This window comes from Halorussus limi, assembly GCF_023238205.1.
GTDB classification, from domain to species: domain Archaea; phylum Halobacteriota; class Halobacteria; order Halobacteriales; family Haladaptataceae; genus Halorussus; species Halorussus limi.
Window position 1 is genome coordinate 25,339 of sequence record NZ_CP096662.1, and the last position, 22,216, is coordinate 47,554.

At 56.6% G+C, this 22,216-nt stretch carries 21 protein-coding genes; 10 read left to right on the forward strand and 11 right to left on the reverse strand.

Annotation, left to right across the window (positions count from 1 at the left end):
• The first annotated feature begins 29 nt into the window (after positions 1 to 29).
• From M0R89_RS21790 to M0R89_RS21800, 3 genes are read left to right on the forward strand one after another with little or no spacing between them, the layout of a single operon-like run.
• A complete protein-coding gene (locus M0R89_RS21790) occupies positions 30 to 341 on the forward strand; it encodes a DUF8065 family protein (RefSeq protein WP_248653077.1) in 312 nt (103 codons plus the stop codon).
• Positions 342 to 947 carry a hypothetical protein gene (locus M0R89_RS21795; protein WP_248653078.1) on the forward strand — a complete coding sequence of 202 codons (606 nt, stop codon included), beginning with the start codon at positions 342 to 344 and terminating at the stop codon, positions 945 to 947.
• A 9-nt stretch (positions 948 to 956) separates the two neighbouring features.
• A complete protein-coding gene (locus tag M0R89_RS21800) occupies positions 957 to 2,225 on the forward strand; it encodes a site-specific integrase (protein WP_248653079.1) in 1,269 nt (422 codons plus the stop codon).
• A 55-nt stretch (positions 2,226 to 2,280) separates the two neighbouring features.
• Here M0R89_RS21800 and M0R89_RS21805 read toward each other — a convergent pair whose 3' ends face one another.
• From M0R89_RS21805 to M0R89_RS21820, 4 genes are all read right to left on the reverse strand, one after another.
• The gene (locus tag M0R89_RS21805) at positions 2,281 to 4,512 is read right to left on the reverse strand and encodes an amino acid permease (RefSeq protein ID WP_248653080.1); all 2,232 of its coding nucleotides are present in this window, start codon (positions 4,510 to 4,512) and stop codon (positions 2,281 to 2,283) included.
• A 33-nt stretch (positions 4,513 to 4,545) separates the two neighbouring features.
• A complete protein-coding gene (locus tag M0R89_RS21810) occupies positions 4,546 to 5,265 on the reverse strand; it encodes a universal stress protein (protein WP_248653081.1) in 720 nt (239 codons plus the stop codon).
• 100 nt (positions 5,266 to 5,365) lie between these two features.
• The gene (locus M0R89_RS21815) at positions 5,366 to 6,190 is read right to left on the reverse strand and encodes a CPBP family intramembrane glutamic endopeptidase (protein WP_248653082.1); all 825 of its coding nucleotides are present in this window, start codon (positions 6,188 to 6,190) and stop codon (positions 5,366 to 5,368) included.
• A gap of 182 nt (positions 6,191 to 6,372) precedes the next feature.
• Complete coding sequence (locus M0R89_RS21820; protein ID WP_248653083.1) at positions 6,373 to 7,398, reverse strand: lysylphosphatidylglycerol synthase transmembrane domain-containing protein; 1,026 nt, start codon at positions 7,396 to 7,398, stop codon at positions 6,373 to 6,375.
• A 696-nt stretch (positions 7,399 to 8,094) separates the two neighbouring features.
• On the opposite strand from M0R89_RS21820, the gene M0R89_RS21825 reads away from it, so the two are divergent.
• From M0R89_RS21825 to M0R89_RS21835, 3 genes are all read left to right on the forward strand, one after another.
• Entirely contained in the window at positions 8,095 to 8,598 is a 504-nt protein-coding gene (locus tag M0R89_RS21825; RefSeq protein ID WP_248653084.1) for a cation:proton antiporter regulatory subunit, read from the forward strand.
• A 2-nt stretch (positions 8,599 to 8,600) separates the two neighbouring features.
• Complete coding sequence (locus tag M0R89_RS21830) at positions 8,601 to 9,809, forward strand: cation:proton antiporter (RefSeq protein ID WP_248653085.1); 1,209 nt, start codon at positions 8,601 to 8,603, stop codon at positions 9,807 to 9,809.
• A gap of 85 nt (positions 9,810 to 9,894) precedes the next feature.
• Positions 9,895 to 10,230 (forward strand): hypothetical protein, encoded by a 336-nt coding sequence (locus tag M0R89_RS21835; protein WP_248653086.1) that lies wholly within the window; start codon positions 9,895 to 9,897, stop codon positions 10,228 to 10,230.
• Between the two features lie 19 nt (positions 10,231 to 10,249).
• On the opposite strand, the gene M0R89_RS21840 is transcribed toward M0R89_RS21835, so the two are convergent.
• The 7 genes from M0R89_RS21840 to M0R89_RS21870 all read right to left on the reverse strand — a co-directional run bounded on the left by M0R89_RS21840 (position 10,250) and on the right by M0R89_RS21870 (position 18,828).
• Positions 10,250 to 11,746, reverse strand: coding sequence for a TrkH family potassium uptake protein (locus M0R89_RS21840; protein WP_248653087.1), 1,497 nt, complete (start codon positions 11,744 to 11,746; stop codon positions 10,250 to 10,252).
• Entirely contained in the window at positions 11,743 to 13,080 is a 1,338-nt protein-coding gene (gene trkA / locus M0R89_RS21845) for a Trk system potassium transporter TrkA (protein ID WP_248653088.1), read from the reverse strand. The genes M0R89_RS21840 and trkA overlap by 4 nt, the downstream gene beginning before the upstream one ends.
• Positions 13,081 to 13,195: 115 nt before the next feature.
• Complete coding sequence (locus M0R89_RS21850) at positions 13,196 to 13,759, reverse strand: diadenylate cyclase (RefSeq protein WP_248653089.1); 564 nt, start codon at positions 13,757 to 13,759, stop codon at positions 13,196 to 13,198.
• Positions 13,760 to 16,213 carry an amino acid permease gene (locus M0R89_RS21855; RefSeq protein WP_248653090.1) on the reverse strand — a complete coding sequence of 818 codons (2,454 nt, stop codon included), beginning with the start codon at positions 16,211 to 16,213 and terminating at the stop codon, positions 13,760 to 13,762.
• A 470-nt stretch (positions 16,214 to 16,683) separates the two neighbouring features.
• Positions 16,684 to 17,085: a hypothetical protein gene (locus M0R89_RS21860; RefSeq protein WP_248653091.1), complete on the reverse strand. Its 402-nt coding sequence runs from the start codon at positions 17,083 to 17,085 to the stop codon at positions 16,684 to 16,686.
• A gap of 115 nt (positions 17,086 to 17,200) precedes the next feature.
• On the reverse strand, positions 17,201 to 18,373 hold the full coding sequence (locus M0R89_RS21865) for an NAD-binding protein (RefSeq protein ID WP_248653092.1): 1,173 nt from the start codon (positions 18,371 to 18,373) through the stop codon (positions 17,201 to 17,203).
• A 56-nt stretch (positions 18,374 to 18,429) separates the two neighbouring features.
• The gene (locus M0R89_RS21870; protein WP_248653093.1) at positions 18,430 to 18,828 is read right to left on the reverse strand and encodes a universal stress protein; all 399 of its coding nucleotides are present in this window, start codon (positions 18,826 to 18,828) and stop codon (positions 18,430 to 18,432) included.
• 300 nt (positions 18,829 to 19,128) lie between these two features.
• Here M0R89_RS21870 and M0R89_RS21875 point away from each other — a divergent pair, with 300 nt between their 5' ends.
• From M0R89_RS21875 to xseA, 4 genes are all read left to right on the forward strand, one after another.
• The gene (locus M0R89_RS21875; protein ID WP_248653094.1) at positions 19,129 to 19,605 is read left to right on the forward strand and encodes a cation:proton antiporter regulatory subunit; all 477 of its coding nucleotides are present in this window, start codon (positions 19,129 to 19,131) and stop codon (positions 19,603 to 19,605) included.
• 63 nt (positions 19,606 to 19,668) lie between these two features.
• The gene (locus M0R89_RS21880) at positions 19,669 to 20,871 is read left to right on the forward strand and encodes a cation:proton antiporter (RefSeq protein ID WP_248653095.1); all 1,203 of its coding nucleotides are present in this window, start codon (positions 19,669 to 19,671) and stop codon (positions 20,869 to 20,871) included.
• 51 nt (positions 20,872 to 20,922) lie between these two features.
• Entirely contained in the window at positions 20,923 to 21,090 is a 168-nt protein-coding gene (locus M0R89_RS21885; protein ID WP_248653096.1) for a DUF1931 domain-containing protein, read from the forward strand.
• Between the two features lie 73 nt (positions 21,091 to 21,163).
• Positions 21,164 to 22,216 carry an exodeoxyribonuclease VII large subunit gene (xseA, locus tag M0R89_RS21890; protein ID WP_248653097.1) on the forward strand — a complete coding sequence of 351 codons (1,053 nt, stop codon included), beginning with the start codon at positions 21,164 to 21,166 and terminating at the stop codon, positions 22,214 to 22,216.

The following is a 22,216-nucleotide window of genomic DNA, read 5'->3' on the forward strand; positions in this document are numbered from 1 at the left end:
TTATCACTCTGCCCCGCGTAATTCGTATCATGAGCCAGGAATCGCTTGACGATACGATCAAATTCCGTGCTGGGCCGCTCAAAGAGGCGGCGAACGAACTCGATTCCGTCCATCTGGGCGGAATCAACATTAGTGAACTCGCACGCGAAGGGCTCACTCAGATGCTTCGGCGAGCGATGACGGACGACGACAAGATCGCGATTTACGAACGCTATTCAGCGGGCGACCTCTCGGAGGACGCTGCTCGCGTGCTCCTCGGTGAAGAGTTCGACCTGCTCGAAGAGGACATTGGCGATTTCCGTGAGGCTGCCAAGGATGACACTAGTGACTATCTCGTCTAAATGGCAAGTGACGACACTCGGTATCCGATCTTGGTCGATACGGACGCGCTGATTGCCGTCGCGAACAGCCCCTTGTGGACCGAGATAACCGACCAAATCGGCCTCACGACGACAAACGTTTGCAAACAGGAACTCAAGCGACACGTCGAGAACACACGCGAGACAGCGCCAGAGGGAAGCCGTCCGTACCGGCTTCATTACGGGAGCCGTACCGCGCTCGATGCGCTCGAGGATAACGAAACACCGCTCACCCAGGTGACGAGCGTCCCCCGTCCCCACGGAGCGGACGCCGGCGAGGAATCGCTCCGACAGGAAGTGCTACAGAACCCGGGGGCCGTTGACTACGTCATCTTGATGGACGCGGCGGGCCGGCGCTCGATTCGTCGTGCTGTCGACGACCAAGACGAAGATATCCGTGTCGTGACACCGCCGTTTTTGTTCTACATTCTTTACGACAACGAGCTAATTTCGCGTCGCGAGTTCTGCGAAGCGTGCGGCGAGATGTTGGAACGTGAGGGCTGGACCGGATACAACGCCGTGAAAGCTGCGTGGGAGGCGATCCCGATTGATTGTAGTGATATTCTGGACGACCACCTGCTCCCGTGACGAAACCGTATGAATCAGAACACCTCATCGACACGCGATGGTTCGACACCGCTCGACGACAGCTTCGAGCGCTACCTGCAGGACAAGGGGAAAGGCCGGGGTGGCGATGGCGGGAACTACCGACGCAACGCGGCGCGCGAGCTCGAGCGGTTCGCCGAGTGGGCCGCCGGCGACCGCGGTGACGACGACTGGACCGGTATCACTACCGACGACGTCGACCGCAAACCCACCTTTGAGGACCTCGACGAACGCGTCTTCCGGGAGTACGCCCGGCACCTCGCCGGTGATCGCGGGCTCAAGCAGAATACCGTACAAACCTATTACCGCTATATCTCTGCGTGGTGTGGCTGGTGCGTCAACGAGGGTTACCTCGAGGCCCACTACGCTCAGCGGGCGAGTGCGATGGCTCCACTTCCCGAAGACGACGGCCGCAAGCCCGGCGACCAGCAGGCCTGGACGTCCGAGCAGCGCCACGCCTTCACCCGCCACGTCGACGAACGGGCCCGCGACGCCGTCGAGGCGTACACGACCCTCTCGGAGGATACTGACCCCCTCGACAAACAGCGAGCGCGCTACGCGGCGCTGAAGGCGGCTCGTGACCGGGCGCTGGTGTTCGTTCTCGCGTACACCGCCGTTCGGGTCGGGGAACTCCTTCGAGACCCAAACGATCCGCGCCGGCGCGGCGTCCGCTGGGAGGACCTCTCCCTCGACGACGGGAGTATGGACGTCTACCGGAAGAAACAGCAGTGGGACGCCGCCAGTCTCCCCGACCCGGTGATCTCGCCCCTGCGGAGCTACCGCAAGCTGATGGACCCGCCGACGGACCGCTGGCCGGTGTTTTCGACGTTCGACCAGCGGACGCTTGCGACGCTCGTACAGGACGAGCTGGCCGACCGAGGGAAACACCCGGATACAATCGACGATAGACGTAGCGAGTTCGCTCGTGACCTCTTATTGGCGCTCGATGAGGACGTGCGACCGCCGTCGATCACGACGGACGGCGCACGGTCGATTCTCCAGCGACTCTCAGAGGCCGCAGAGATCGACATCGACCATCCGAAACACGACTATCTCGCCCCTCACGGCGGTCGACGTGGGATGGGAGAGGTCCTCGTTCGGGCGTTCGGGTACACTGTCGCTGCCCGGTACTTGGACAACTCCGAGGAGATGGTTCGCGAACGGTATTCGCATATCGAGGCTGGGGAACTCGGTGATGTTGCGACTGAGGCACTTTCCGAAATTGACGACTATCTGGGAACAGGTGCATCCCCGGGATAACGTTTTGCTGTTGTCCGGAGAGGTGTGTTCACCGTTAGGGGGGACTCCGCACTGGTCATTTCGATAGCTGTTCCTCTAGAGGACGCGTAGCTGGCTCGTCGACTTCGAGGGGACCGCGAACGATGCCAACGTTGCTCGTTGCCTCCTGACTGATGCGTTCTGCGATCGTTCCAAACATAATCCGAGACGCTTCGCTCCGTTCGGACAGCCCGACACAGATCGTATTGTAGTGATTAACGGTCTCGAGGATCGTGGCTTCGATATCATCGGCAACGATGACCTCACTCTCATACTCCTCTGGATCGAGTCCTGCTTGGTGTGCAACGTCTTCGATCACTGCTTCCCCTCGTTCGACAGCAGCGGATTCCGGTTCTCTTTCTGGCTGAACGTTCACTAGTGTCGGGACGCTCCCGTCGACGGTCGCAAACTCAGCAGCCCGCCGTGCAGCAACCGGCGAGTGGGGCCCCGGACCTGCCAGGGCCACGGTGGTACCGATCGTCTCGTCGTGGAGCGTAACGAGAGTGACTTCACATGGTGCCCTCTCGACGACGGAGTCGAGATTCGGGCCGAACACGTGCCCCAGTCGAGTGAGCGTTCCCTTCCAGCCGAGCAGCACTTGATCGGCGTCCTCTTCGAGAATCGCCTCAAGAATCGTCTCGTCGACGCGCTGTCCGGTCATCGCCACCGTCCGCAGATTCACGTCCATCTCCGCTGCGATATCCCGTGCCGCTTCGAGGAGGTCGTGCTGGTGGTCGAGGCGCTCGGCTTCGATGTTCTGTTGTGGTGACGGGTCGGCAACCTGGAGAACGTTCACTGCCACGAGTTCTGGCGTCTCTTCGTCGGTATGTGCGTGTGCAGTTGCCGCTGCCAGTCGGAGGAGGTCCTGCTGTGTCTCGGGATTCACGACTGGAACAACGACCGTGTATCCATCTACTGTCGGCGAGATTGCATCGTCGATGAGGCCTCTGTCGATGGCGTGCTCCTTGACGTAGATGAAGTACCAGCCCACACCGACTCCGACGATTCCTAATCCGAGGAGGATGATGACCGACGCCATCTGTGAGATGACGACGAGCGAGAGTACCACCCCGAGGATCGGTACTGCCGGATACAATACATCGGGAATCTTGAACGACGGATCGTAGTCTTCGGGATCGGCCCGACGGAAGACGACAAGGGCGACGTGGACCATCGAATACGAGACGAGGAAGCTGAAACTCGCAACCTCGGCCAAGAGCGCGACGATCGTCTCGATATTGAGCCCGGCAGCAATCAGTAACGCCGTGACGGCACCGGTTGCGATGATCGCCCGGTGTGGGGTACCGAATCTGTCGTGGGTGACGTTCAGCCAGTTGCTCATCAACTCATCGCGCCCCATCGCGAAGTTCACTCGGGCCGCTGCGAGAATCGAAGAGTTCGAACTGGAAATCGCTGCGATGGCTGCAGCGGCGACGATTGCCACAACTCCGATTGAGCCCATAAACACGACTGCGACATCCGAAACCGGAACGAGTGAGTCACCAAGTGCTTCGTATCGGATGACCCCGGTACTGACAAGCATCACTAATGCGTAGAGGATCGTGACGAGGACGACCGAGAGAATCATCGTCAGCGGGATGTTCCGGCTGGGATCTTTGACTTCCCCTGCGACAGTCGCGATGATCTCGAAGCCGAGAAATGAGACGAAAACGACGCCAGTCGTGGCGATAATCCCACTCGGTCCCGTGGGAGCAAACGGCTCGAGATTGGACGGGTCGATAAAGAACAGACCGAGAGCCACGTACGCCAGGACGACTACGGTTTCCGTCCCAATCATCACGTTTTGTAGCTGGCTCGACTCCTCTGTCCCGTAGTAATTCACCCCGACAATCAGGGCCAGTCCCGCGAGTCCCAGAAGGACAATGAACAGTCGGCCATCGAGAAATGGAATCGGCTCGACGAGGTATTGGCCGAATCCGATCATATAGAACGCGCTGGCGAACATGAGGCCACTCCACATTCCCCATCCGACGATGCTTCCGAACAGTCCACCGAGAGCACGATTCACGTAATGGTAGCTTCCGCCGGCAATGGGCATTCCTGTCGCCAGCTCGGAGAGCGACAGGGCCGCGAGCAACGCGACGAAGCCAGCGAGTATGAAGGAGATCGAACTCGCGGGGCCGGCACCTTCGGCTGCGATTCCTGGTAGGATGAAAATTCCCGCTCCAATCATCGTACCACCGCCTAGTGTCATCGCCTCGAGGAACCCGATATTCCGCTCTAGTTCCCCGCCGCTGTCGTCGGTCATGCTGGTCGCTCAGAAATAGTTGTCATGAAGAGTCTAATTGATGTCTCGAACGACGATCGCAGGTTTCTCGGTTCCATCGAGGATCGGAGTGAGAACAGTTCCCAGAATCCGGCCTCGAAGTGATGGTTCTGTTTCCCCAAGAATGATCAGATCGTGCTCCGCAGCGATGTCGATAATCGCTGACTTCGGATCCTCGGCTCCGGAAAGTTCCCAGTCGAGCCGGTCGCGATCGATTCCCTCCTCCGATAGCCGGTCAGCTGCACCCCGGAGAACAAACTCTCCTTGACTCGGATCGGTCCCCTCCTCAACAGAATGAAACAAGGTGACAGTCGCATCACTCGCTCGGACGAGATCGCCGACGAGTGAGATGATTCGCTCTAGGTTCACGTCTCCTCGAAGGGGAACGAGTATCCGTTCGACGGGTCCGGCTTCACCGGGGACAAAGACCGCGTCGCAGTCGTGTTGATCTGCGACCCGGTCGATGGAATCCTGACGGTCCTTCGTGAAGACGAGGACGCCCTCGACGTCGTGTTCAGTACTGTCAAACTGTCTAACGAGGTCGTCCAATCGCTCTGAGGCGTCGGATTCGTGGTCTTCCTTGAGATGAGCTGGGGCGGTCTGTTTTGGGACCGGATAGTAACCGAGTACCACGAGGTTAACCGGTCGAAGTAGTTCTAAAACCTCCTGATCAGGTGGTTCTGCGACGGAGACGTCGACCGGAACGAGAATCGTCGAGTCACCGGTGAGGGGCATGGGTATACTACCTTTTCCAGACGTGTCGTTTTATACCTCGTGTCGAGGGGCTCCGATCTAACCGTCTTTGAGACAGCATTCAAGCGCACATGTAGAGCGGTCACCCCTCGAGATTTCTGGATTTAACCGTTGGGCTGATACCGAAATCGCCAGTTTGCCACCAAATGTATCCTATGATCGCAAGTGCCGCCGGGAACTGGAGTACCAACGGTATAAATCCCGTCTGCCCGGTGAGCCAGGAGGGCCCGTGGACGGTCAACGAGAGCACGGCTACTGATGGATCAGCAGCTGTCGGAAAGACGTACGCAGAGACGAAATTGAAGCCAGCGTGGATGCCGATTGGGAGGGCGAGCTGTCCCGAACAGAGGTATGCGAGGCCCAGCAAAAGACCGGCACACAGGAAATGGAGACCATTGACGAGTTCAGGTGCTGGATGCGTGAGTGCGAATAGAAGGGCGGACAACCCCAATGCAGTACCGACCCTTACGGGCTGGGACAGCCATCGAAAGTTAAGCCCCTCGATGGCGTTCGAGAGTACGTACCCTCGAAAAACGAGTTCTTCAACAATCGCGATACCCACTGTAATAACGATAGCAAAGCCGAGATCTCGGAGATAGGTGGCTGTTGGAGTGTACTCCACTCCACTAACTGTCATCCAGCCACCAACCAATCCGAGTACAGTTGCTACTGTTGGGATTGCGCCTCCAATTATGAGGCCGACGAGTGCGTCAACCCCCCACCGCCCGTCAATCTCGAGTCCAAACGAGCGAATGGGGCGTTTGTCGATGTAGGTTGCTGCCCCAAACAGGAGCCCAATCACACAGACTGTGAGTATCGTGCGAAGCAAAGCAGACCGGAAGAGGCTGTCACCAGATGGCGCTACGAGGACCGGAATCGAGATGAAGATAATGGTGTAGGCTATCAAGAAGATATATATCCGAAGAAACGCCCGAGGTCGCTGCTCTCGCTTGTTCCATACGACTAAGCGAAGACGCCGGAGATATTCGCGGAGGTACGAGTGCACTCTGGATCCTTGTCCGGTGGTTGGGCTGTAGAGTATTAATCCATGGTATGGTTGCAGACGTTCTTTGAAACAACGAATGTGTATCAAACAGCGTCAACGCCTACGATTCCCATTACTACGCCACCGATAGTCACAGGAACCCAGTAAACTGCTCCCCGAAAAATAGCGACAGCGGCGAAGGCGGTACCCCCTCCAATCGCCAGTTCAGGAAGGGTAGTAAGCACGCCGACGAGTACTACCTCTATGCCACCAGCGCCACCTGGAAGCGGCGTGATCGCAGCGAGAGCCCCAACTGGGATCACGAATAACAGGACGGAGAACGGGATCGGAGAACCGATCGCCAGAAAGGCTAACCAGAGCGCGACCATCTGGAGGACCCAGCCAGCCGTCGAGGCAGCGAGTGCAACAATAATTCCCCGACGATCCCCCGCCACGCGTTCTATAGCGGCGACAAAATGCCTGACCCGAGAGCGGATAGCCTGTCGTGTGGGGGATTGCATCCGCGGGAGAATCCCACCTAGCCGTTTGAGACCTGGAGTGAGAATTCGAACGATCCACGACTGTACCCGAGTTCGCCTTCGCCACGAAAGATATCCGACGGCGGGGGCAACTATAGCAAGGATGATGATACCAGCGACGAGGAATTGCAGGCGCCGCCCGAACGACATTTTGGTGGCGTAATATCCGGCACCGATCAGAGCGAACGTCACCGATGGAATGAAGTTGAGGGTATCTACGCTTGCGATAGCTGCTAGCCCTTGCTCGTATTCCGAGTCAGTTACTTTTGAGATAAGCAGTGCGGTCACCGGTTCACCACCTGCTTGCCCAAATGGGGTGATGTTGTTCGAGAACATTGCTCCGTTGAGAATGAAAAACGATCGTATGAACGAGATCTCGATGTCCATCACCGCCAGGACTGTCCGAAGACCAATTCCCCACGCAGCGAGCCATCCGAGTGTAACTAGGAGGATAAGTGCAACGATACGACGATTAGCGTCAGCAAGTTCCTGAATGAATCCTTCTGCGCCGACAAGATATGCCAATATACCAAAGACGACAAACACGCCAAGAAATCCGAGTGCAGTCGCGCGTACTTGATTCCGGTTCATGAGCCCACCCCTGTAATCCAAATACAACTTTGACTGAGCTCATTTCCAGAACGGAACTGGTATTTCGCTTCCCTGCAAAAACATAGAATTAAACATCTCATCAATATATAACAGATGTTCGGAGTTAGAGCAACTGTCGGCCACAGGATGGACACTCTTCGTATTGTGACTTAACCGTAGTTTCGCAGTTCGGACATTCAAAGTCTGGACTGGAGAGTAATGAGATGTCACTCAATCTCCGAACCATCACTCGGAGTTTTTCCATACCGACACCTTCTTCAAAAAGGCTATGAACTTTTTGCTTCGTCGCTTCCATTCTTAGGTCCCACTAGTGTAATCTGAAACTGTGCTCACTTCGACCGTTTGAATGAATAGCCGGCTTCTTCCAGAGCCCTTTCGACGTGAGGCTCATGGAGGATGTCAAGTTCGCCTTTTGCTTGAACCATCCACTTCTCTCTTCAAACGTAAACTGATAGGTGGCAATAGCGAACTCACCACGATTATCGATGCCCATGACCTCGACGATTATCTCAGTCGTGTACTCGTAGAGTTTTTGTCGGTCACTTCCTCCATAAGCGCTCTAGAAGACTATTTCTCGGCTGGACATAAAGCCGCCAGGAGCGACGTTGAGTAGCAACTCGCCGGAAATTGCTTCAACGCACGTCATTTATCATACTCGGCCTCCCGCGATAACGTATGACGATCTATGAAACCGAAGTTCCAGGGGTCGGTCATAAATTCGAACTCGAACTGGATGGTGAGGAACGACTAATTGTACTCATTCACCACGATGGGAAGCGTGAGGTCTATCGCCGTCCTGGAGAAAACCAAGACAGCCAGAAGTTGTTCAGTCTTACTGGTAAGCGAGCGCGCCAGCTTGGCTCTATCCTTGAGGGAGCACACTTTCAGCCCATCGAAATGGACGAAATCCAAGTGCCCTTGGGCGAAGCGATCATCGAGTGGGTCGATATCGATTCATCATCACCATTAGTGGGACAGACCCTCCGGGCGGCCAATATTCGGGAGCAGACCGGCGTATCAATTATTGCAATTCAGCGGGCCGAAAAGACGATAGCGAATCCGATGCCCGATACGACTATCGAGGCTGATGATATCCTCGTCACGCTCGGGAGCCGGGACGAGCAACAGGCGTTCTCCGAACTTGTCGAAACCGGATCTACCGATACTTCGCAGGCCTAAGAATGGCGGAACTGTTGCTTGTCGAGATCGGCATCGCACTGACTGGTATCGCGCTCGCAGGTGCTTTGGCCAACCGCATCGGCCTGTCCGTAATCCCAGCATACATCATCATCGGGATCCTCATCGGACCGAATGAGCCGTCCTCAATTGGCGGAATCTCACTCACCCTCGTCGAACATCGGGAGTTTATCGATGTACTCGCTGAACTCGGTATCATATTCCTGTTGTTCTTCCTTGGTCTCGAGTTCAGCGTCTCTCAGCTGCTGGCCGATCGGAAACGCATCGCGAAAATCGGGAGTATCGACTTCCTCATCAACTTCGGTCTCGGCCTGACTCTTGGTGTCGTCTTCGGCTACACGCTCTTGGAGACGTTCTTCATCGCGGGGATCGTCTACATTTCCTCGAGTGCCGTGATCACGAAGTCACTCATCGATAACGGCTGGGTTGCGAACCCGGAGAGTAGCCCGATCTTGGGCACACTCGTCTTTGAAGATATTCTCATCGCCATCTACTTAGCACTACTATCGGCGGTCGCACTGGGTGAGGGGACAGCTCTGGATGCTGCGATGTCTGTGGGGTCGGCGTTTGCGTTTCTCGGTGTCCTCACCGTCGTTGCGTGGTACGGCTCGGAGTACGTGGAGCGAGCGTTCGACGCGGATTCAGATGAACTATTCCTGCTTCGGGTTCTGGGGATCACGACACTCATAGCCGGTGCAGCTCTCACCGCTGGACTCAGTGAAGCTGTCGCTGCGTTCTTCGTCGGGACAGCGTTCAGCGGAACCGACCATACCGAACGGATCGAGGACGTCGTCGCACCTGCCCGTGACTTCTTTGCTGCTGTGTTCTTCTTCTCGATCGGGCTCACGACAGACATTACATTACTCGCCAACGTCGTCTGGTTGCTCCTTGCAGCCATTCTCGTCACGACTGCTGGAAAGCTGGTGAGTGGCACACTGTCCGGTCAAGTCTACGGATTGGATCGAATACGTTCGGCCCGTGTCGGTTTTGGGATGGTGCCACGAGGTGAGTTTTCTCTCGTGATCGCTACACTTGCTGCCAGTGTTGGCACTGGGGCACTCGGATCCGTAATTCCCGCATTTACGGTTGGTTACGTCTTGCTGATGAGCATCTTGGGGACTGTTCTGATCCAGAACTCGGATCCGATTCTGGACCGTGTTCCACTGAGACTGCGAAAGTCAACACCCGAGTGAAGCCGGGATATCTTGAAGGGCATTCCGACCCTATTTAAGCTCGAAAGCCGTATGCGACGCGTAGGTACCCGTACTATCCCTCATCATGCCTGACCCGAATCCCGATAGCGAGTCGTCGAATGGGGATGAGCTCTCCCCTGAGGATGTCTATGAGACTATGGACCCGCTCGAACCATACACTACGGATGAGTTAGCACGCCGCCTCGAGACATCGAAAGGTCTCATTTGGTCGTTTCTGAACAAGCTCGTCGGCGAAGACAAAGTCCGGAAAAAAGAGCCCGAACCAAACCGGACGATCTGGATTCGAGAACCACCCGTCTACGAGTGTGAGAACTGTGGCTTCGAGTTTCAAGTCAAGTTTCTCCATCCAATCCTCTCTTCAGTCCGTCTGTGCCCTCGATGTGGAAAGCAGCTGGACTAGTACCGCTTCTCCACGCTTTTCACGATTGCCAGTAGGACGGCGTCAATAGCACCAGCACCGGAATGATTTCGATCCGTCCAACCCACATGAGGAACGTCATAACGAGCTTCGTCGACCGCGGGAACGGCTCGTAGCTTTCGAGTGGGCCTGCGATACCGAAGGCCGGTCCGATATTGAAGAACGTTGCTGCTGCAGCACTCATCGCCTCAAACTCAGAAACCGTTAATTGTACCCGAGAAGCGTCGAGCACGACGAAAATCGTCGCCAGGATGAAAAACACGAGACTCACGAGGGTGTACGCATAGATATCCCGAATCGTCTCTTCGTCGATGACGGATCCGCTCAGTCGGACTGGGCGAATCGCACTTGGACTAGCTGCCGTAAACAGGTCGCGCCGAAACGCCTTCACGACGACCAACCAGCGCAGCGTCTTGATCGAACAGGTCGTACTGCCAGCCATTCCACCGATGAACATACAGACGAACAGGAGGTGTTTGGGTCCCGCCGACCAGAGGTTGAAGTCCGTGCTCGCGTAGCCAGTGGTTGTGACGATTGAGACAACCTGGAAGATAGCGTGTCGAGCGATCTCTTCGAGGCTCGTGTATGGCCCGCCGTTCGCGAACAGCATCCCGCCAACACCGAGGGAAAAGAACCCGAGGATCGCGACGTAGAACCGAAACTCGTCGCTGTTCCGGAGCCGGTCGAAGTTCCCTTGGAAGACGAAGTAGAGTAACACGAAACTGGTTGCACCGATTGCCATGAACGGAATAATCACCCACTGCACAGCAGGAGAGAAGGCAGCAATGCTGTCCCCCCGGGGTGAAAAGCCACTCGTCGCGATCGTCGTGAATGCGTGCGCAATCGCATCGTACAACGTCATCTCCGGTGCATATCCAACCAAGTGAAGCCCGTAGAGAACCGCCACCTGGAGCCCGGTCAGGCCGATATAGAGCTTCCAGAGAAGAGCAGCCGTTTCCGAAATTTTGGGAGTGAGTTTGTTGACGTCTTGGGTCTGGCTTTCGGTCTCCATGAGCTGCGCCCCACCGACGGATAACTGGGAGAGGACCGCCGTCGCTAGCACGAGGATTCCGAGCCCACCGAGCCACTGAAGAACCGCTCGCCACATGAGGATGGCCCGCGAGTGGCGGTCGAAATTCACGATGACCGTCGCGCCGGTAGTCGTGATGCCGCTCATACTCTCGAAGAGCGCGTTCACAGGTTCTGCAAGAGTGCCTTCACCAGCCAGCAGAAATGGGACGGCACCGACGAGAGCTATGCTCAGCCACGTCAGCGAGACCATCAGGAACGCCTCCCGGGCACGGAGGTCACGCTCGTCGGTTAGCTGTTCGAGACCGAATCCTAGGAGTACCGTGCCCAATATCGGGAGGACGAACGGGAGCAGTGCCGTTCCGTCGTAGAGAGCGATACCGAGTGGGAAGAGTAATGGCACCCACAGCCACTTGAGAATCGTTCCAACCAGTCGGCAGCTAACCCGCCAATCGACGCGAATCCTCATACGAGATCCATAACAGGAGAAAGGACATCTGTAGCCACAAAGAGAACGACGTGATCGCCGGGTTCGATGACGGTTTCGCCGCGGGGAACGATGAACTCCTGATCGCGAGTGACCGCTCCAATGACGACGTCGGATGGGAGTTCGGTAACGCACTCGCGGATCGGTCGACCGGTGAGGACGCTTTCCTCGTCGACCTCGATCTCCAGCACCTCAGCTTGACGATCTTCGATAAGTGAGAGGTTTTCGACCTGGCCCTTCTGTGTAAAGCGGATGATCTCCTCTGCAGTCGCTTCACGTGGATTGATTGCGACGTCGATCCCGATCGCCTCAAATAAGCCGGCGTATTGCCCTTCCTCGACAACGGCGACTGTTCGTTGAACTCCAATGTTCTGTGCGAGCAGCGAGACGAGGAGGTTCTTTTCGTCGCTGTCGGTCGCTGCGATGACTGCGTCCGCTCGATCGATCTGTTCCCCGACGAGGAAATCTGTATCTGTCGCATCGTGTTCCAACACGATTGTTCCGGGGAGGTCTTCGGCGAGTTCCCGACCACGGTCCGCATCTTGTTCGATTAGACGAGGTTCGATACCACGCTCTTCGAGTAGCTTAGCCGTGTGATATCCGATGTCGCTCCCACCAACGACGACAATATTGCGGGCCTCATCTGAAGATTCAGGTGAGGCAACCGTTCTCGAAAAGGATTGGACACTCTCTGGACTGCCGATGACGATCACCCTGTTCCCAGCTTCGATACGCGTCTGCCCACGAGCGATTACGACGTCGCCATCCTGAACAAGTGCAGCGAACGTGAGCGCCTCGAATTTATCCGCCTCTTCGACGGTCTGTCCCGCGATTTCACTTTCTGCTGTCACCTCGAACTCGGCCATCTGGACGAGTCCGCCAGCGAACGGGTCGACGTCGATTGCTGCTGGGAGCCCGACGACGCGGACGATATCATTCGCCGTGAGGAGATTCGTCGAGACCATGAAGTCGACGCCGAATGCATCCTCCGACTTTGTCCAAGTCTTGAAGAAGTTCGTATTTCGAGTCCTGGCAATAGTAAAGACGCCACCAACTGTTTTCGCGGTTCCACAGGTGACGAGGTTCGTCTCATCGTCGTCTGTACTGGCGATGAGCATGTCTGCTTCGGCGATGCCAGCGTTTTCGAGTGTCTCCAGCGAGGTCCCGTCCCCCTCTATCGCTAAGATGTCGTTCGAATAGGTAAGTTCATCAACTTTCTCGGGGTCAACATCGATAACGATGACGTCGTGGCTCTCGGCGAGACTGACTGCGATATTGGAACCGACTTCACCAGCCCCAACTACGATTACACGCATTGGTTCTCCCTCAATGTACTCATTAGACGTGACTAAAGGGCGAACCCTACAAAAAAGTCGTTCTCGACATTCCGGGTCGAATCTTCTAAGGAAGGATGTTCTTGAAGAGTCTGAATCAACCCGAAGGACGCCACTCACCACCTAACTCATCGCGCTGATAATCGTTGTAATCCCCATCCTCAAAGAGTGTCATGCGACCGTCTTCCTCACTGAGCGTCACAGCCGCGACCACTTCTTCACGGACAGACACCTCGATTGCGCTCAAGTGCTTCGTTCCCATCCAGTCAGCATACTCAATCGTTTCTGCCGCCTCCGCTTCGTCGGAATTCGGACTTTTGATCCGGACCATCTGCTCTTGGATAGTTCCGTCCGTACTGACGACAACCGCGCCGTCACGTGAATGGCCGACCGTTCGCGCTGCCTGGACGAATCCGTCGAGATTCTCCGTGACGACCCGACAGGTCTCGGTCGGCCAGACGTTCTCGCCCAGTGGGTCCGCATACGCGCCAGAATGCACCCCTGCCACGACCACGAAGTACAACCCCGGTCCCCGAACGTGCTCTTCGCCCCACCTCTCGAATTCGAGACTAATATCCTCGATCGCATATATGATGAAGTCAATGAGTTCACCAACTGTCGTGTACTCTACGCGCAACGGATCCGCATCCGGCTCGGACATTTATTCCTCCCCACCTTGCTCCATCGTGTTTGACTGCCCAGTCAGACGCTCGCGTAATATGTCGATCGACTGTTGAAGTCGCGACCGCACGTCTAGGTTCCGCTTGGCCATGATGACCGTGTTAGACGCTCGCATGGCGACCGTTTCCGGAATCGTGCCGAACAGGAACCGCTGGAACGCGCCTTCCCGCGTCGCGCCGATGATGGTGAGGTCGTGATCTGCACTCGCCTCAACCAAGGTCGCCACCACGTCTTCTCCTTCTAGGAGGGTTGTCTCGAATGCTCCACCGGTTTCGAACGCCTCGGTCGCCGAAGCGAGCAACGAGCGTGCCCGCTCGTATTCCGCGTCGGACGCGTCGGGGTCGATGACGTAGGCGGACGTCACTGTCGCGCCAGTTCCGCGGGCGAGCGCGGCGGCCGTTTCGGCTGCCAGTTCGGCGTGTGGGCCACCCGCCGTCGGTAACAGGATCGAATCGAGATCGCCGTCGGCTTCTATCCCGATCCGCTCGACGAAGACGTCACAGTCGGCTTCGGCGACAACACGATCGACGACAGAGCCGAGTACGACGTCACTATCGCTCGACCGGTCGCCACCCCATCCGACGAGGACGGCGTCGCTGCCGTGCTGGGCGACCGTGTTGATGATGGCGTCGGCGGCGTGGTGGCCAATCCTGATCGTCCCGCTGACGGGAACTCCCTCCTCCTCGGCGATATCCATCGCTTGGTCGAGGACGGCACGCTTCTCGCCGGTCCGTTCACGTCCACGCGAGAGCGGCGTCTGGTTGGGAACAGTGACCGCACTCATGACGAGCACTTCGCCGTCGTTTTCATTGGCGAGTGTCGTCGCAGTTCGCATTAACTGGGGTGCATTCCGTGGATTCGCAATCGGGACGACAATCTGATAGCCGTTACCAGGAGCCGTATATTCGGCGACAGCCGTCGGTGTCTCCTCCTCGAGTTGTTCGACTGACGGTGTCCGACTCTTCCAGGCGAACCAGATTCCCACGCCGATAACCTCCGCTAGAACCCCGAGTGCGACGGCGTACTGTCCGACCGTATCGGTGACGATGGTTCCGATGAGCACGAGGTTAGCGAGGACGGCAATCGCCGGGATGATCGGGACCAGCGGGACCCGGAAGCCACGGTTGATGTCAGGATACTTGCGACGGTTGACGACTAACGCGACGTTGACGACCGTGAGACCAGTGATCAACAGGAAATTAGCGAACTGTGCGAGCCCCTCGATCCCGAGGTGTATACCGAACAGCGGGCGGGAGCCACCGGTCTCACCGAACAACACCGCGAACACGAAGATATACAGGAAGATGAGTCCCCCAGTCATGAGCACCGTCTTGTACGGCGTCCCCCAGTTCGGATGAATCGCCTCGAGGCTTCGTGGCAGGTGGTTCCGGCGACTCATTGCCAGTTTCACGCGCGACCCGGCCATGATCGTCGCATTTGCAGCCGACAGCATCGAGAACAGTGCCCCGACGATAATCACGTAGAACCCGGCGTTGTAGGGCAATCCGAGGAAGAACCGAGCCGCGTACCCCATCGATACCTCTCCATGGGTAGCGATGTATTCGGCGGCGTCCACGCCACCGAGATCAACATTCGCTGCGAGGAATTGAACGAAGGCATCACTGTTGACGGCGATGACGATCACCAGCACGACCAGCGTGTAGATGACCGTCACAATCCCCATGCTGAGATAGATCGCTTTCGGGATAGTGTCACCAGGGTCTTTGATTTCCTCGGCGTTGGTGGCGATCGCGGAGAAGCCGAAGAACGTGATGAACACGAGGGCACTGGTCAGGCCGATGTTGGCGAACTCGCTAATGTTCTCTGTGACTGACTGTTGGATGACCGCCGGATCCAGCGCCTGTAATCCACCGTAGAGAAACAACAGCAACAGCGCGACCTTCAGGCCGGTGACGATGATCTGGAACTGGTTGGATTCCTCTGTGCCGCGCATATTGACGAGCACAAGCAAAGAGAGAATGACGATTCCCGGGACCCAGAACGGAATTGCCTCGGGGATGCTCAGAGCGGGATAGATGAACCGGTAGAACCAGTCAGAGAACGCAGCGAGGTAGAAGGCGGCGCTCGCGGGATAGCCGAGAATCATCGTCCATCCCATGATGTAGGTGAGATTGTTGTCGAAGGTGTTAGCGGTGTACATGTATCCGCCCCCACTCTCCTGGTAGATGGAGGAGAATTCGGCGTAGGCGGCGGCGGTGAACGCGGCGACTATCGCAGCGATAAGAAACGAGAGGATAGCGACGGCACCGACCTTTTCGACGGCGAGGCCGGACAGAACGAAAATGCCAGCGGCAATCATCGTCCCCACGCCGATCGCCAGCGCGCCGAGGAGCCCGATTTCCGGATTGAGTTCTTCGGTTACGCTTTGCCCACCCCCTGCCTGAGTAGAAGACGAAATTGAATCATCGGCCATACTAGCGTGGCTGTATGCCAGTTATAAATAAGTAAATACTGCATCCTACGGCGACCAGAACGAGAGTCCACGCGACAATACCCCGACAACGCGACTGGCGATACTGTGATCAAGTCGGATGGCCCTATGAGAATCTCCGTAAGTCCCAGACGCATGAAGTGTCAGAGAGTGACAGAGTTCAACAACTCCTACGGCTCAGAACGAGATAGGATCACTGGCCTGGTATGCAAAGGAACTGGAGAATTGGGTTCCCACCTCGGTTGACCCGCGAAGAGAGCACTCATCGTTGCCGAGCAGCATACGGAATCGTTCTTGAGTCCCAACATAGTGCTCAAGCCAGGAGTCCAATACAGTTTGGCTGTCCAATTAGATGACTGGTAGGTCCTCCGACTTCTCCGAGAAAAGACGTTGTGGTCTGATACCAGTCAGGTCCTCACCGTCAATTGGTGAGGATACGAATTAATTCCGGATTATACTATGCTTGAGACCATTCGAAGCGCAGGAGGGAGGGTCACTCGAAGCAGTGCGCCACCGAATCCAAGACTGATGAATCCCATCAGGACTGCGAACTCTGACTTCTCGTCCTCGACCCCAACGAGGAAATGATACAGCAAGAACGAACCAGCACTCTGAACGACGAATAACCCCACAATTGCGCCTCCGATGACGAAGAATGGGTCAGATTCCAGTGATAATGGAGGATACGGTGGGTCGAACCACCCAGACATTTTTACAAATAGTCCAATAATGGTATACAGAATAAACCAGCTCCCAAAAAATATCATTCCTCGAACGCCGATATAGACGGAGAGCGCGAGATATCTCTCGAGGAGGGTTGCGATCTCAACGACTCTTGACCGGGGCGGTTCCATATCTGGTTGAGACTCCGCTTATCGAGACCGAATTCACATCCCGTGTTTAAAACAGCTTGTAACATCGAACAAGAGTATCGATGAGCGGTCCGTATGTATCTTGGACAGGATTGTGCTATTCGTCGAGAAACTCTGTCGTTAACTCGTCCATCTCGTCCATACTCTGCCGATTCAACGCCGATCGGACGAGGATTTCGCCCGCAATACTCTGCGGACTGATGACGGTGTCTGCCCCTGCCCGTTTTAGCTTCCCGATATTCTCACGGTTCGTCGCTGCAGCAACAATGTAACCCTCGGTGTTCAAATCTCGCGCGGTAAGGACGGAGAGCGCGTCTTCAGCATCGTTGTTCGTCGCGACGAGTATCGCTCGAGCTTCCTCGATATGCGCTTTCCGAAGGGTTTCCTCATCGCTGGGGTCGCCAGTCAGCACGTTGAAATCCCGCTCAGCGAGGTGTTGTGCGTTATCGCTGTCTGGCGTTATCACGAGAATCTCGGTTCCGTCTCGAATATCCTGCGAGAACTCCTCGAGGATTGCCTCGGTGAGGTCGCCATATCCGAGAATGAGGATGTGATTGCTGAGGAGTTCGAGCTGTGAGTCCGTCATTCGTCCGAGTGCACGGGATAGACGGGCTTCAATTGCAGGGCCTAGGACCGTCCCGAGTGCGAGTGCGAAGCTCGTGGTCCCGATCACGATAACCGACATCCCGAAGAGGCGGGCACTCTGGGTCGTCGGTGCAGCATCCCCGTACCCGACGGTGCTGGCAGTCACCAGCGTGTAGTAGAACGCATCAACCAGCGTGGTGATATTTGCAAATTCGTCTCGGAGTGCATAGGTCCCGACCGTCCCGTAGATCTGTGCACCGACAATCGCGGCCAAAGCCGTCAGTTGTGATATCGAAAACGAGAGTTCGCGGTCGAAGTGACGTCGGTTCGCCAGAACATTTGGAAGAGCGAGGAGTGAGAGGACAATTAGCGGGAACGACAGGGGACTGGACTGCATCAATCCCTGGAGCGCGGTGATCGGAAGCAGTACGACAGTCGAGTACCAAGCAACACGGAGCCCTCGACGCAGCCCGAACGCACTGATGAGAATGAGAAAACCAGTGAGCGCGCCCGTAAACCCCGCAGTGCGTTGAATCGCTGGTGGGATGAACTCTGCAAGTGGCCCAACGACACTCTGTGCTCCGATATTTGCGATACCTGTGAGGACTGAGAGGAGCGCTACCGCGAGTGTGAGTATAACTGTAAGCCGAGCTCCGTACTGACTCCACCGCGAGTACAGGGACATGAAGTACTGACTGATATGCAGAGACGTAATTTAAAGACTAAACTCGATGGCGTTACTCAGGGTACCACGACGAGTTCGATATCCAAATTCGCTCGGAGATAGCTCTCGATATCCACACTGACATCAAGCAGTTCGAGCAGTGAATCGACCCACTTCCTGCGGCGCGCTTCGCTAATGACTACGTGGGTAATCTCTTCACGACTCGCTTCTTCCAGGACTGCCTCTTCAATGAGAAAGCCATCACGAGTAATGTAGTCAGCCCGAACGTCTCCATACTCACGCTCAACGACAGTCCTGAGATCACGACGAGTCACGCGTTCATCGTCCGGATACGAATTCAGATGCAGGACTGTCACCAACGCCATGGGATCGTCATCGATAAGCGAGAGTGCACGTTCCAGCGCACGCTTGTTCCGGTCGGTAAGAGGGAAACGGACCGGGATGAGGACGTTCATAGCTCCTCACTTAGCAGAGCGACGGCAAAACTATGGAGGTGCCTTCCTGACTGAGATATCGACTACTCACGATGGGGATAGAATTCTCGACCACAGCGGAGACATCGATAGTGTGAGACCCGCCAGCCTCCTCCCGTTGTATACCGTGGCCGGTACGAATCCTCGGCCCCACAGTCCGGGCAGATAGTCGGCGGTGTTCGGCGAGTACCCATACACACTCGGTGGTTCGGATAGATGCGAGAAAAGTGCTCGTATCACTGACCCGAAGGCCAATATGTATCTCCTGCGAATACCCGCTCAATGAAGGTCTTCGAAACCCAGCTTCCAGGCGTCGGTCGTCGCTATACTCTATCGTTCCCGACCGGTGGTGAGTTCGTCATCGTGGTGCATAACAACGGCCGTCGGGAGACCTACTGGCGAGAAGACGCCGATGGTGACAGTGAGCAACTGTTCGAAGCGACCGAGTCACAGGCCCGAAAAATCGCGGAGATATTCGATGGGACATATTTCCATCCGGTCGGGGAAGGCCTCGAGGACGCCTTTGAAGATGCTCGCATCAAGTGGATCGAAGTCGGGCAAACATCGCCAATTGCAAATCAGCCCATTCGCCAGACACAGCTCCGAAGTCGCACAGGAGTCTCGATTCTCGCAATCCAGCGCGGTGACCGGACAATATCGAATCCAGACCCGGACACCGACATTCAGGCCGGAGATATGCTCGTTGTGGTCGGGACTGATGAGGCATACGACGCCCTCGATGAACTCCTAACAGCGTAGCTGTCGAGCGAGCCGGCAAGAGAGACAACGCCTTTCATCTCTCCCGAAGTCAGGTAGCCCACTGTGGTCGAGTTCAATCTTCTCTTTACGGCCGGTGTCCTCCTCCTGTTGCTCGCGGGGGCAGGAGCGCTGGCACTTCGATACAAGCAGTCTGTTATTCCTGCGTACATCATCGTCGGAATTCTCATTGGTCCATACGCACCGTCGCTCGGCGGTATCTCGTTGACTCTCATAGACAGTCCAGATATCGTGAGACTGCTGGCTGACCTGGGTGTCGTCTTGCTTCTGTTTTTCGTGGGCCTCGAACTGAGCCTCGAACAGCTCTTCACGAACCGCATTAGATTCCTGCGTGCCGGTGCCGTCGATATCGGGATTAGTCTCCCACTCGGTATCGCTCTCGGGCTCGCATTCGGGTTTACCTGGCTAGAAGCAGGGTTCATCGCCCTGATCGTCTTCAACTCTTCGACGGTCATCATCGCGAAATCGCTCATCGATCTCGGGTGGATCGTAGATCCGGAGAGTCAGGCGATTCTCGGTGTTATTGTTATCGAGGATATCCTGACTGCTCTCGGATTCGCTCTTCTCTCTGTGTTCTTAGTTGGTGGCACGGATGCATCAACCGTTGTTCTCTCCATCGGTCAATCGATACTGTTTCTGCTCCTCCTGCTTGGCGCAGCGTATTACGGAGCAGGAATCCTCGAACGGCTCTTCGGCGTGGGCTCAACCGAAATCTTCGTCATCGGTGTCCTCGGTGTTGGAGCTATTGTCGCCGGTGCCGGGCTCATGGTGGGGGTCAGTGAAGCTGTTGCTGCGTTTCTCGTTGGGACTGCTTTCGGCCGAACGAGACACACAGATAGAATTGAACGGCTCATCGCGCCCACTCGGGATCTCTTCGCCGCGATGTTCTTTTTCGTGATCGGATTACAGACGAACCCGGCATTGTTGATGGCAACACTTGGATTCGTTCTCGTCGCAGTCGTTGTTACCACAAGCGGACAGCTCGTAAGTGGGTTCTTCGCTGGACGGGCGTACGGATTGGATCGTCATCGGTCAGTACGGGTTGGGTGTGCATTAGCGCCCCGCGGCGAGTTCTCGCTCGTCATCGCTGCGTTCCTCGTAACAGCAGGTACCACCTCTGCGCTTCGAGAGACGATCCCGGCGTTCACCGTTGGGTACGTTCTCCTAACGAGTATCATAGGGACGGTACTGATGCGGAACGCCGATCGCCTTTCGACAACACTTATACGCTCCCTCTTTCGTCAGTAACACCGTAGTTCTTCAACGTTTATATGCTGAACAAGATAACTCCAGGATGGAATGTCTGACCTGATCGTCAAAGCAGCTGTGAAGGATGCACTGTCGAAGCACAACGTGTCGGCAGATTTCTACGACGGCCTCAACGAAGAGGTCGCCGAACTGCTCGACGACGCCGCAGAGCGTGCTGAGGCCAACGATCGGAAGACGGTTCAGCCCCGCGACCTGTAGGCCTGCGTAACACAGCCGACCCATCACTCGAACGTAGCTTTTTGAGGTTCCTGGCAAGAGTTAGTAGACGGAGATGGCGGACGCACCGGAAACCGAACGGCAGGCGGTCGAACCCGATGCGAGAGAGGTCCTCACCGTGTCACAGCTGAACGACCGGATTGCATCTATCGTCGAGGAGATGCCTGCCCTCAACGGTGTCCGCGGTATTGGCGAAGTCACTGACCTCCACCAGAACAGTACGGCGCTCTACTTCACGCTCACCGACGGCGACGCTGAACTCCCCTGTATGATTTGGGCGAACCGCTACCGGGATATGGACGCCGAGCTCGAAGACGGCACCGAGGTCATCCTCGAGGGCGATATCGACTACTGGGTCGAAGGTGGGAAAATCGACCTCAAACCGTGGGAAGTGATCGTCGTCGGCGACGGCGACCAGGCGGCCGCAGTCGAGCGACTGCGAAGCGAACTCGAAGAGCGTGGCTGGTTCGACGACGAGCAGAAACAACAACCACCGGCGTTCCCGGAGCGGGTCGGCGTCGTCACTTCTCTCCGGGGGGACGCCCAGTACGACATCCAGAACGCGATCCACGAGCAGGACCCCACCGCCGATATCCTGGTGAAGGACGCGACTGTCCAGGGATCGGAGGCGCCGACGTCCATCGCGAACGGCATCCACCACCTCGACCGCTCCGAGGACGTCGACGCGATCATCGTCGGTCGCGGCGGCGGGAGTGATTCGAACCTCCAAGCCTTCAACACCGAGCGGGTCGCGGAGGCGATCTTCACCGCGAACACGCCGATCATCACCGCAATTGGGCACACTGATGACCAGCTAATCGCTGATCAGGTGGCGGATGTCGCGACGATCACGCCGACGGCCGCCGGCGAGTATATCGTGAGTTCTCGCGAGGAGTTCCTTGCGAGTGAGGTCGAACCGCTGGAGCAGCAACTCGAGGCTGCGTACGAAACTTTCCAGCAGGAGCACGAACACGAACAGGAACTCGTCGAAGCAGTCGACGAGGCGGCCGCACCTGAGGGGGTTCCGCCGATCTACTACAAGGCCGCAATCGCTGTGCTGCTGTTGCTGTTGTTGGTCATTACCGGACTGTGGCTGGGGGTGATCTGA

What these genes read in the sequence shown, in the direction of transcription:
- M0R89_RS21885 (WP_248653096.1), top strand. Translation starts at nt 20,923, where the DNA reads ATGTCTGACCTGATCGTCAAAGCAGCTGTGAAGGATGCACTGTCGAAG.
- M0R89_RS21855 (WP_248653090.1), bottom strand. Translation starts at nt 16,213, where the DNA reads ATGGCCGATGATTCAATTTCGTCTTCTACTCAGGCAGGGGGTGGGCAA.
- M0R89_RS21870 (WP_248653093.1), bottom strand. Translation starts at nt 18,828, where the DNA reads ATGAACGTCCTCATCCCGGTCCGTTTCCCTCTTACCGACCGGAACAAG.
- M0R89_RS21875 (WP_248653094.1), top strand. Translation starts at nt 19,129, where the DNA reads ATGAAGGTCTTCGAAACCCAGCTTCCAGGCGTCGGTCGTCGCTATACT.
- M0R89_RS21850 (WP_248653089.1), bottom strand. Translation starts at nt 13,759, where the DNA reads ATGTCCGAGCCGGATGCGGATCCGTTGCGCGTAGAGTACACGACAGTT.
- M0R89_RS21800 (WP_248653079.1), top strand. Translation starts at nt 957, where the DNA reads ATGAATCAGAACACCTCATCGACACGCGATGGTTCGACACCGCTCGAC.
- M0R89_RS21825 (WP_248653084.1), top strand. Translation starts at nt 8,095, where the DNA reads ATGACGATCTATGAAACCGAAGTTCCAGGGGTCGGTCATAAATTCGAA.
- trkA (WP_248653088.1), bottom strand. Translation starts at nt 13,080, where the DNA reads ATGCGTGTAATCGTAGTTGGGGCTGGTGAAGTCGGTTCCAATATCGCA.
- M0R89_RS21860 (WP_248653091.1), bottom strand. Translation starts at nt 17,085, where the DNA reads ATGGAACCGCCCCGGTCAAGAGTCGTTGAGATCGCAACCCTCCTCGAG.
- M0R89_RS21835 (WP_248653086.1), top strand. Translation starts at nt 9,895, where the DNA reads ATGCCTGACCCGAATCCCGATAGCGAGTCGTCGAATGGGGATGAGCTC.
- M0R89_RS21795 (WP_248653078.1), top strand. Translation starts at nt 342, where the DNA reads ATGGCAAGTGACGACACTCGGTATCCGATCTTGGTCGATACGGACGCG.
- M0R89_RS21865 (WP_248653092.1), bottom strand. Translation starts at nt 18,373, where the DNA reads ATGTCCCTGTACTCGCGGTGGAGTCAGTACGGAGCTCGGCTTACAGTT.
- M0R89_RS21840 (WP_248653087.1), bottom strand. Translation starts at nt 11,746, where the DNA reads ATGAGGATTCGCGTCGATTGGCGGGTTAGCTGCCGACTGGTTGGAACG.
- M0R89_RS21790 (WP_248653077.1), top strand. Translation starts at nt 30, where the DNA reads ATGAGCCAGGAATCGCTTGACGATACGATCAAATTCCGTGCTGGGCCG.
- M0R89_RS21805 (WP_248653080.1), bottom strand. Translation starts at nt 4,512, where the DNA reads ATGACCGACGACAGCGGCGGGGAACTAGAGCGGAATATCGGGTTCCTC.
- M0R89_RS21810 (WP_248653081.1), bottom strand. Translation starts at nt 5,265, where the DNA reads ATGCCCCTCACCGGTGACTCGACGATTCTCGTTCCGGTCGACGTCTCC.
- xseA (WP_248653097.1), top strand. Translation starts at nt 21,164, where the DNA reads ATGGCGGACGCACCGGAAACCGAACGGCAGGCGGTCGAACCCGATGCG.
- M0R89_RS21830 (WP_248653085.1), top strand. Translation starts at nt 8,601, where the DNA reads ATGGCGGAACTGTTGCTTGTCGAGATCGGCATCGCACTGACTGGTATC.
- M0R89_RS21820 (WP_248653083.1), bottom strand. Translation starts at nt 7,398, where the DNA reads ATGAACCGGAATCAAGTACGCGCGACTGCACTCGGATTTCTTGGCGTG.